General features: G+C 57.5%; 10 protein-coding genes. 7 read left to right on the top strand and 3 right to left on the bottom strand.

Going from position 1 to position 8,821, the window contains the following annotated elements; genetic code table 11:
- Nucleotides 1-152 precede the first annotated feature (152 nt).
- Nucleotides 153-440 carry a hypothetical protein gene (locus tag N826_RS37715; protein WP_044437632.1) on the bottom strand — a complete coding sequence of 96 codons (288 nt, stop codon included), beginning with the start codon at nucleotides 438-440 and terminating at the stop codon, nucleotides 153-155.
- 1,044 nt (nucleotides 441-1,484) lie between these two features.
- Between N826_RS37715 and N826_RS37705 the strand changes: the two genes are divergently transcribed.
- Genes N826_RS37705 through N826_RS37695 form a run of 3 tightly spaced genes read left to right on the top strand, consistent with a single transcriptional unit; the run spans nucleotide 1,485 to nucleotide 2,611 of the window.
- Nucleotides 1,485-1,808, top strand: coding sequence for a hypothetical protein (locus tag N826_RS37705; protein ID WP_147041218.1), 324 nt, complete (start codon nucleotides 1,485-1,487; stop codon nucleotides 1,806-1,808).
- A gap of 6 nt (nucleotides 1,809-1,814) precedes the next feature.
- Nucleotides 1,815-2,378: a recombinase family protein gene (locus tag N826_RS37700; protein WP_044437629.1), complete on the top strand. Its 564-nt coding sequence runs from the start codon at nucleotides 1,815-1,817 to the stop codon at nucleotides 2,376-2,378.
- The gene (locus N826_RS37695; RefSeq protein ID WP_044437628.1) at nucleotides 2,375-2,611 is read left to right on the top strand and encodes a hypothetical protein; all 237 of its coding nucleotides are present in this window, start codon (nucleotides 2,375-2,377) and stop codon (nucleotides 2,609-2,611) included. Before N826_RS37700 ends, N826_RS37695 begins: the two co-directional genes overlap by 4 nt.
- Nucleotides 2,612-2,907: 296 nt before the next feature.
- Here N826_RS37695 and N826_RS37690 read toward each other — a convergent pair whose 3' ends face one another.
- Nucleotides 2,908-3,639 carry a CBS domain-containing protein gene (locus N826_RS37690; RefSeq protein ID WP_044437627.1) on the bottom strand — a complete coding sequence of 244 codons (732 nt, stop codon included), beginning with the start codon at nucleotides 3,637-3,639 and terminating at the stop codon, nucleotides 2,908-2,910.
- A 461-nt stretch (nucleotides 3,640-4,100) separates the two neighbouring features.
- Here N826_RS37690 and N826_RS37685 point away from each other — a divergent pair, with 461 nt between their 5' ends.
- Nucleotides 4,101-4,352, top strand: coding sequence for a hypothetical protein (locus N826_RS37685; protein ID WP_044437626.1), 252 nt, complete (start codon nucleotides 4,101-4,103; stop codon nucleotides 4,350-4,352).
- A gap of 350 nt (nucleotides 4,353-4,702) precedes the next feature.
- Here N826_RS37685 and N826_RS37680 read toward each other — a convergent pair whose 3' ends face one another.
- Entirely contained in the window at nucleotides 4,703-5,122 is a 420-nt protein-coding gene (locus N826_RS37680) for an HD-GYP domain-containing protein (protein ID WP_084721532.1), read from the bottom strand.
- A gap of 1,379 nt (nucleotides 5,123-6,501) precedes the next feature.
- Between N826_RS37680 and tnpA the strand changes: the two genes are divergently transcribed.
- From tnpA to tnpC, 3 genes are all read left to right on the top strand, one after another.
- Nucleotides 6,502-6,873, top strand: a complete 372-nt coding sequence (gene tnpA, locus N826_RS37665; RefSeq protein ID WP_044437623.1) for an IS66 family insertion sequence element accessory protein TnpA — start codon at nucleotides 6,502-6,504, stop codon at nucleotides 6,871-6,873.
- The gene (gene tnpB / locus N826_RS37660; protein ID WP_044437622.1) at nucleotides 6,870-7,223 is read left to right on the top strand and encodes an IS66 family insertion sequence element accessory protein TnpB; all 354 of its coding nucleotides are present in this window, start codon (nucleotides 6,870-6,872) and stop codon (nucleotides 7,221-7,223) included. The genes tnpA and tnpB overlap by 4 nt, the downstream gene beginning before the upstream one ends.
- Before the next feature lie 77 nt (nucleotides 7,224-7,300).
- Nucleotides 7,301-8,821: IS66 family transposase (gene tnpC, locus N826_RS37655; RefSeq protein WP_052832773.1), on the top strand; the 1,521-nt coding region annotated here is incomplete at its 3' end.

Below are 8,821 nucleotides of genomic sequence, written 5' to 3'. Positions count from 1 at the left end.
CCGTGAACCTGAAACACCGACTTTGCCAGATCGAGACCGATGAACGCCGTAGACATCGCACACTCTCCGGGATGAAAGGATCCTATCCGTCACATGGCACTGGCGTGCCAGACGCGGGAGGCCGTCCATCTCATCAACACCGACTGGCACGGCTATGCGGTCTTCCGCAAGTCCGCCGCCACCGCCGCCTTTCGCTTTTCAGCGCGTGTGGCTTTGGCAGCGGCATTGGCTTCATCTTCTGCCGCCACTGCCGCGTCCCGATCGGCGACGAACTGCTCGATCTCGCGGCGGGAGTAGAGCAGGCACCTGGCATTGTATCGATAAGGGAGAGGCGCGCGTCCTTCGTTTCCCTCGTACGTGAGCTTGTCACTGCTCCAGCCCGCAAGGCCGGCGGCGACTCCCCGGCTGATCAGGTCGGGGTCGATCGGCTTGAACTTCATGACTGGCGCCCTCAGAGCCCGTTTAATAATTCGGAAAACATACACCCTGTTGTGGTTAGGTATCTTGCGACATACAATAGGATGTGCCTTGGAGCATTTATCAAACGGGCTCTCAGCGAAAATGCGGACAGCAAAAAGCCGCCGAGCGTTCGCTGGCGGTTGGGGTAGATTCGATCATTTGGAATTAGGCATAGCTGCGCCTGTAAGACTAGCTTAATTCGATAATACCCATCCATCAACTAGTTTTTATTGTGTCTCAGTTTCGTCGGTTGTCCCGTTTCGGTATGGGCATCTAGTGTCTTTAACCCAGTCACTCACTTGTTTTGGGGAAGTATCGTCGAAATATAGTTTCGCGTACAAAGTCATAAAATAATCGTCGTGCTCATCAAAATTTTCTAACAGGTCAATTGTTTGGAGGAGGCGTTCTCGCTCAGAGCCGTCCAGATAATGACTCAGGGAAACAAGGTCATTTAGAACCTGAAGTATGGAACCCCGCATGACAGGAGCCTCGATTGATTACCGATGTTACAGCCATCACCCAGAATCTAAGGCTATGCGATTTATCATCAATTTAAAATAGAAATTTTGCAGCGCAGTATCTCACCTATTATCGCTGTTATATCTCAACCAGATGCGAATTAGCTCATCTTCGTTGGGCCATTCCTCTTGGTTGGAGAGGCGTTCGATGATACGGAGGATATCCCTTTGTACAGTCAGGTTTTTTGTTTCAGATGCAAGTATTTTAAGGTCATTGATAATGTTACTTACTTTGTCTTCCATGACACCATTCCAAATATTTTATCTTCATTAAAGATAATCCTGTTGGGTCTTGGCCGCTAGGGTCATAGAAAAAATCTGTCTTCCTTGGTGAAGAGGAAAGCAACCACCTGTCCAAAACGGCCGTTAATCGACAGTTAGGACAGCATTTTATCTAACCGCATAGACGTTGATGCTCACACTGTTGAAAATACCTGTTGGGAACCAAGTATTGTCATGTTAGATTTTGTACAGGTTTTCAACAGGGAAAGTTCGGAGGATTGACCTGTGAAAGACGACAGAAAGGAGACCCCACAGAATCCGCTGCGTGTGCCATTGGATAACCAATCGGACGATGCCGAGCGTCATGCCGACATTCTGATGGAAATCATGAGAGGTCCTTCGGCGGACCATCTCGCAAGGCACCCATGGGACAGGATCGTGGAGATCAAAGGCATGGCGTCACGTCTTCTCGAACATCCGCCTGCTCACCCCGAAAAAAAGCGGGCGGACATAACCAGGAAGATCGAGGAGATTAGACGGCTTGCGGATGAACTGCTTCATGACATGCCGAAAAGTAGAAGCTGGCGAGGCGCTGTGGGGCTGGAGTGATTTTAGATGCTGGTTGGATACGGCCGAGTTTCGACGCAGGATCAAAACCCGGCAATGCAGGAGGACGACTTACGCGCGGCCGGCTGTGAAAAGCTGTTCATCGAAACGATCAGCAGTGGGAAGAAGGATCGTCCGAAGCTTCAAGCCGCGCTAGAATACCTCCGCTCAGGTGACACTCTCGTCGTCTGGCGCCTGGATCGTCTGGCGCGGTCTCTCGACCAGCTCATCGCCACGGTGAAGGATCTGGAGGCTCGTGACATCGCTTTGAAGTCGTTGACCGAGGCGATCGACACCAGCACAGCCGGCGGTAAGCTGATCTTCCATATTTTCGGAAGCATAGCCGAATTTGAGCGGTCTTTGATCCGTGAGCGAACGAAAGCTGGCATCGCCGCAGCCAAGGCACGCGGCCGCAGCGGTGGCCGACCACCGAAGTTGCAAGGCGAGCGGGCTGAGCATGCCCAGCTCATGCTGAACGCTGGAAAGTCGGTTTCGGAAGTCGCCAGAAGCTTCAATGTGTCTCGGTCGACGGTGCTTAGAGCAACGCGCCTGCTGGAAAAGGAGACAGCATGACCTTCGAAGAACTTCTCGACGCGGCGAATGCCGGCGGCAGCCGCGGCCCAGGTCAGTGGACCCCGAAAGCCTGCGCCGTCTGGCGTGAGGCTGACCCGGATGATGCCGCGCTGCTGGAGGCTGCGGTCGCTTTGGAACTGGCGACCGGCCGGCGGGTCCAGGTGCGGGAGGAGGACGCTGTGCGCGAGCGGCGCCGGCAGATGGACGAGGCTACGGCTGCTGCGAAAGGCTGAATCAAAACGGCGGGACCACTGCCAGTCCCGCCGTTCAGAGTGATGGTTCTTCCAGGTGAAGCTTGTTGGTCTCTAACTCCGCCTGCGCCGGTTTCGAAAAGCAGGGAAAGCTGGCGGCTTTTTATTTGTATCAGCGATAAGTGAAGGAAGAATGAAGCTCTCGCCAATGGGCATCTCCCCCGGTTGCTGGGCAACCAGGGGAGGCCAGGAGGATGTCTTCCGGGATGGGCGTCAAGTCGATCCTACCCAAATTCAAATGTAGATTTGGGCTGTGGTTAAAAACAAAAGTCACCTCATTAATCGAGCAATGCCCCCTCAGCACGATAATCAATCACTTCAATATCGTCCTCGACATCTCTCACACCTGGAACATTTTTTGCTGCTACTACCAGGGCCTCACGGTGCGCTTCGGAACTGACCGTACCCCAAAGCTGCACGACGCCATTTTTAACCACGATATTCTCGCCGAAATCAGGAGCCCAGGACTGGTCCTTGAAAGCCTCGATGACCTTCGCCCGCAAACTCCGGTCGTCAGCTGTCGGCGCCGGAATGTCCGAAGCCACCGACGTCAGAATCCGCATAAGGTTCGCTCGGCTGATGATCCCTACGATACGATGGTCACTCACGACCGGCACCCGTTTGATGCGGCGGCTTTCCATTGTGCTGACTACCTTTTCAAGTAACGCATCGTCATCAACGCAGATCACGTTGTGGGTCATGACGTCCCGCACCAGACGGCTGTGCTCCTTTGTGTAAGCTTCAGCCCGTTCTTCGGACTGAGTTGCGAACGGTCCAGCGAAGAGGGCTAGCCACCAGGATTGGCGCCGCCCGCCAGCATCTCTGGTCGTGTTCATCTCGGACCGGCGCAGAAGATCGCCCTCACTGATGATCCCCACGACACGGCCCTGAGCATCTATTACAGGCATGCCGCTGATGTGGCTCTCAAGCATGAGCTTTGCCGCATCGGCAACCGTGCTGTCGGCATCTATCGTGATGACCTGACGTGTCATGATGTCACTGGCCCGCATCGACTTCTCCCCGCATGGTCAACTGAAGAATTAGATCAATGCTTCTGTCGTTTTAGGTGACTGGATCCGGGTCTGGACGAATGCTGAATAGGCAGAAGCACCACATCCTTAACAGGGACATGAGCTTGATTGGCCGGAGGGTTCATCGCGCTTCTCACAGTGTAAGATGGATTTTCGACAATGGCGCGAGTTGGCTTCAGTACCAAGGTCCTATGGACATTCAACCGTGATGTGCTGATCGCCGCTCTCGTTGGATCGGCTAGGCGAAGGCTTGGGATGCTGGTGGACGGAAGCCGCTTGAACAGCGGCGAGGCAGACAAGCTGAATGGCGGGAGGCACTGTCGAACTACGTCCCGTCACCCATGCGCACTCGTCTCAATTTTACCCACCAACCGCCTAAAGTGAACTGTCGGCCGGCTTGGATTTTGTAGCAGAGTTTAGTTAACGACGGATTGCCGACAATGACCTTTGCCGCGCTGATGGTCGCTGCCAATGACAGCAAAAACGCTCAGAACCCAGGTCGAGAGATCGCACAGGCCTGCAAGATCTGGCGGGAGGCCGAGCCACAAGACGCCTTGCTGCTGAAAGCTGCAATAGCCTGGGAATTGGCAAGTGATCGACGCGCTCAACCTGCTAATGAAGCAGAGGTGCGCAAACGGTGCGGGCAAATAGAGGAGGCGACGGCTGCGCAGAGAGCGGCGAAGGTGGATTAGGATATGCAAAAAGAAATATGCAGATCTGCACGCCTGCATTTCCTCTGGAACTAAATCGGTTCTGAAACTATTTGTGCAGTGCGGTAGCGATATCGCGACGCCTCTTTGGGCGTTTCCTCCCTAGACTCAGGCCGCCTTTCGGGGCGGTCTTTTTTTTGCACAAAAAAGGTGGTTTGCCAACTGCTTAATAAGCAAACTTTCAAGCGTCCGTTTTTTATGCCTAAGCTCAGCGAATAAGCAGTCGCTGTCTGGATGACGTTCAACCCTCATGTGTCGTTCACCGCCACCGTTGGCCGGCTCTACGGTCATGATGTTCTAGCTTGTGTCAGCAGCTTCGGAACAGAAATGGATCAACGATCGAACGCAGCCTCGAACTCGCGGTGATGGAGGGCGAACAGGCAAAGCAGTTCGGGGTCGAACATCTCCGGGCGGATCCGCTCGTCGCCTTGTAGGATGATCTCCACGGCCTCTTCGTGTGTCATCGCCATCTTGTAGGACCGGGCGGCACGCAACGCATCGTAGACATCGCAGAGGCGGACCATGCGGCCACTCAGCGGGATTTCCTCTCCGGCCAGAGCATGTGGGTAGCCGGTTCCGTCAAAGTTCTCGTGGTGAGATAACGCCATCTCCGCAGCGAGGCGGCAGAAGTGGCGCAGGCGCGCGTACCCGAAAACGGCGTGACCCCGCATGATCCGCCACTCGTCCTCATCAAGGGAACCGCACTTGAGCAGGACATCCCGTGGGATCCAGAGCTTGCCCAAGTCATGCAGGCTCGCTGCTTCCCCCCAAGCTCAGCCTCTTCCCAGCCAAACCCGTACAGCCGACACAGGGTGCCGACCAGATCGCCGACCTTGAAGTTATAGGCGCCGACTTTGTGGATGTCCTCTCCGAACAGGGCAACGGCCTGGGACATTCCAAAGCCAGGAGCATCAAGTTCAGCGATGGCTGTCTCTGGCATACTGCACGTTCCGGTTATGCAAATTCATTACCTAAAGTAGATCGATAATCTGATAAAATTCAATTAACAAAGAAACTTTTGACCAACTACGTCACCGAGGAACACGAGCCTGCCTGCCGGTCGCGACTACGATCATGACTGCTGTCTCTTCGGCCGGACCATCCGAACCTGGAAGCTTCCTCTGGTCGGGACAATGCGGGCGTAGACCGGCCCCTGATCCTCGACATGCAACCAGCGTCCAGGAGCGCCCATGAAGGTGAAGCCCTCGTGGCTAAGGTATCTTGTAGCATCATCGTTGGTTCGGAATGTCTTCAACGTCGCGGTCAGGTTTGAGGCGATATCCATTACGCCTTCCTTCTTTGCAGCCCATCCTGGCCTACTCAATGGCCAAGGTCGGAACAGAGCTAATCACATTGTGGTGATCGCCTTGATTTTTGCTCCGGTACGCTGTCGTCGTCCAGGACAGCTTTGAGCCGGCAGATGGTTTGCTTGACCCTTTGTTGCTGATCAGCCGGGATCGTGCGGGCATGATCCTCAAGCTCCAGGATGGTTCGCCGGATCCTTGCTTGGAACTCTGCAAGCGATGCTGGAAGAAGGCTAGCCACTGGAAGCTCTCCATAGCCGCGTGCGGATCAGATTGAGCCTTTGTGTAATATTTATTGCATGTTATTGGCAAGATATGCACGTTCAGGTGTAATCATCCTGCCCGCGATCTTGCGCTCTGTCTTCGATCTCAATGGGCTATGATGACGGCTGATAACCTCTCGGACGGACATGACCTCGTGTCTGAAGATTTCCAAGAGGTTCTGTCGGTGCCGGAGCCGGCGACTGTCTACGAGATGTAGGCGGTTCTGCCAGATAGTCAAAGCTGCCTAGCACCATTTAATCGCGATAAAGTATTAATTTTATCTTTATATCACCCTAAATATCGTGCAATGTTTCTCCAACGCAGCATCGAACGCGCCACGGCAGACCAAGCCGGATCACGCGGACGATGATCATCAACGCTTTTGGAGGAAGACCACCATGACCTCGACCCGCACCATTCTGATCGAGACCAACCGCCTGTTCCGCCAGGGCCTGAAGCACCTGCTGGCCGACACCCGCTTTGCGGTTGAAGCGTAAACCAGCGACGAAGGCACCTTTTCCACCGGTCTGTTGAAGCCGAGTTTTCCTGGTGGCAGGAAATCGATGGAGGCTGCGATGGCCGATGGCGGGCACCTGGGAGACCGGGAGCAATTCTGGCGGGAGCACGTGGCGGGCTGGAAGAGCAGCGGCCTGTCGCTGCGGCTGTACAGCGAGCGTCACGGGCTGAAGGCGGGCACGCTGGGCTACTGGAATTCCCGGCTTAAAGCGCAGACTGCCGATGCCTTGAGATCGTCGGCCGGATCGGAAGCGACGTTTCTGGCGGTCCATGTCGCTGAACCGGTGGTGAGTGTACCAGAGCCGCGGGACCAGGGGGTTGAGTTGGTTTTGCCGGGAGGATACGTCGTTCGGATCGGCCGCGGCTTCGACGCCGTGACCCTGGACCGGCTGCTCGACATCGTCGAGAGGCGTTCGTGATCGGGCTGCCGGATGGCGTGCGTGTTTACCTGGCGGCGGGCCGGACTGATCTGCGCCGCGGCATCGATGGCTTGGCCGCGCAGATCCAGACGGTGCTGTGCCAGGATCCCTTCAGTGGCCATCTTTTCGTTTTTCGGGGTCGGTCGTCGCATACGATCAAGGTTCTGATGTACGACACCACCGGCTTTCTGCTGATGCAGAAGCGCTTGACCGAGGGAAAGTTCATCTGGCCGAGCCCGGCGGATGGTATCGTGACGATCAGCCGTGCCCAGATGTCGCTGCTCGTTGACGGTCTGGATTGGCGAGCCGCCAAGACAAAGCCCATCGCAAAGCCCCTGTTTATCGTCTGAACAGAGGTTTGCGTTACTTCTATGTAAATGCTTCTGCTGCTGTTTACCAGGAGAGCCGGCGCGGATACTTTCTTTACATGAAGGATGACCAGCGCGACAGCAATCCTGTGAGCCCGAAGGATGATCCGCTCCAGCGGATCGCCGTGCTGGAACGTCGGGTCGCGGTGCTGACGCGCGAGAACGAACGACTGGAGACGTTCCTGGCCGTTCTGCGCCACAGGATCTTCGGCCGTTCCTCGGAGAGGATGAGCCCGGACCAGCTCAGCCTGCTCGATACGGCGGCACCTGCCCCGGCCGATCCGGGCGGGGCGGAACCCTCAGGCGCGGACACGACCGGACGGCGCCGCCGCGGTGGCGGGGGCCGGCGTCCTTTGCCCGACAGTCTGCTGCGGGTTATTCGCGAGATCCTGCCTGTCAGCACGCAGTGCCCGTGCTGCAGCCGGGAGATGGCCCGGATCGGCCAGGATGAGAGCAGGCAGCTCCACCTCGTGCCGGCCCATGCCGAGGTTCATGTCACCGTCCGGCCCAAGTTCGCCTGCAGGGCCTGCGGCGAGTTGGCTCAGGCGCCGGCGCCCGATGATCGACCGATCGAGCGGGGCCTGCCCACCGCCGGTACGATCGCCCAGGTCGTCATCGCCAAGTACCTCAACCACATGCCGCTGCACCGGCAGGCGGCGCACTACGCCCGGCTCGGTGTGCTGCTCGCCACCACCACGCTGTACGGCTGGGTCGAGGCGGCAGCGCGCGATCTGGCGCCGATTGCCGACCGCCTGCTCGAGCTGCTGCTCCGGCGGACCAAGATCCATGCAGACGACACGCCGGTGACCGTTCTCAATCCGGGCCGCTCCGGTACTCACGACGGCCGCTTCTGGGTCTATGCCGACGACACCCGGCCGCGCGGCGGCAGCGAGCCTTCGATCGCGGTGTTCCGCTTCTCCGCCGGGCGGGCCGGCAAGCATCCGGGCCAGCACCTGGCCGGCTTCACCGGCACGCTGCAGGCCGATGCCTTCTCCGGCTTCGATCACCTGTATCGGGGCAATGCCATAGTCGAGGCCGGCTGCCTCGGTCACGCCCGCCGCAAGTTGGTCGATCTGGTGCGCGCCAAGGGCTCGCCGGTTGCCGCCGAGGGCGTGAAGCAGATCGCCGCACTGTACCGCATCGAGCGGCGGATATACGGGTTGCCGCCCACCGAACGTCTAACGGCGCGCCAGAGCGAGGCGGTGCCGCTGCTCGACGCCCTGCGAGCTTGGTTGACCGAGCGGCTCAGCCAGGTGGCGCCGCGCAGCGAACTGGCGAAGGCGCTCGGCTACATGAACGCCCAGTGGGATGCCCTGGTCCGCTATGCCACCGACGGCACCCTGGAGATCGACAACCTGACGGCCGAGCGGGCGCTGCGCGGGATAGCTATCGGGCGCAAGAATTGGAACGTGATCGGCTCGGATGCCGCCGGCAAGGTCGCCGCCGTAATCTACAGCCTGGTGGAAACCTGCCGGCTGAACGGCATCAATCCGGAAGCCTACCTGACCGACGTCATCGGCCGGATTGGACGGACCAAGATCCAGGCGCTCGATACCTTGCTGCCGTTCAACTGGCGACCA

Origin of the sequence: Skermanella aerolata KACC 11604 (assembly GCF_000936425.1) — a bacterium.
Lineage (GTDB): Bacteria > Pseudomonadota > Alphaproteobacteria > Azospirillales > Azospirillaceae > Skermanella > Skermanella aerolata.
Note: the sequence above shows the minus strand (reverse complement) of the source record. Positions and strands in the feature narration are given on the sequence as shown.